Annotated in this window: 2 protein-coding genes; one reads left to right on the top strand and one right to left on the bottom strand. The window is 70.3% G+C overall.

Annotation, left to right across the window (positions count from 1 at the left end):
* Positions 1-510 (bottom strand): alcohol dehydrogenase catalytic domain-containing protein (locus GJV64_RS15075; RefSeq protein ID WP_164158337.1); only part of this gene is annotated, 510 nt, incomplete at its 3' end.
* A 135-nt stretch (positions 511-645) separates the two neighbouring features.
* Between GJV64_RS15075 and GJV64_RS15775 the strand changes: the two genes are divergently transcribed.
* Positions 646-781, top strand: a 136-nt coding sequence (locus tag GJV64_RS15775) for a helix-turn-helix domain-containing protein (protein ID WP_164158339.1), incomplete at its 3' end; no start/stop codon positions are given.

Raw genomic sequence — 781 nt, 5'->3', positions numbered from 1 at the left:
CGCCGCCAGTTGCGGGCCGACGCCGCGCCAGCCGTCCACGATATTGTCACACGCGCTCGCCACCGCCACCGGATCGAGGCCGGCCGGCAGCGGCACCAGCATGTGATCGGCAAAGGGCACGCGCATGGCTTCGGCCAGCGCGCCGCCATAATCGGTGCGCGGCGCACCAGCGAGGCCGTAGGCGGCCAGCGGCGGATAGGCCTCGCAACTGCCGGTGAAGCCGCGCTGGCAACTTGGGCAACGCCCGCAGCTGAGCTGGAACGGCACGATCACCCGCTGGCCCGGCGACACCCCGGCAGCGGGGCCGGCATCCACCACTTCGGCCACACATTCATGGCCAAAGGCGAACGGCCCCCGGAAGGGCACCACCCCGGTGGCGATGTAGAGATCAAGGTCGCAGCGCGCGACCACCAGGGGGCGGACGATGGCATCGGTATCGGCGGCCAATGCCAGCGCCGGCTGGTCCCGCCATTCGAACTGACCGGGTTTCACGAAAAACAGGGCGGGCATCGGCAGATCTCCCGAAGCGGCGGGAACAGCCCGCCGGATCGCCTGCCAGACTCGCTTGCCGCGCGCCACGCCGCCATACAGAATAGCGCAAACCAGCGTTGCAAAAATGGGAGACAATCGGTGGAACTGGACGACATGGCGCTGCTGGCGGCCGTGGGCCGGCTGGGCTCGATCAGCGCCGCGGCGCGCAGCCGCGGTATCGCCATTTCCACCGCCGCCCGCCGGCTCGATGCGCTGGAGGCCGGGCTGAAGCTGCGGCTCGTCGATCGCC

The sequence above is a fragment of the Sandarakinorhabdus rubra genome (assembly GCF_010994245.1).
GTDB lineage: Bacteria > Pseudomonadota > Alphaproteobacteria > Sphingomonadales > Sphingomonadaceae > Sandarakinorhabdus > Sandarakinorhabdus rubra.
This window is presented reverse-complemented; position numbering and strand designations above follow the sequence as displayed.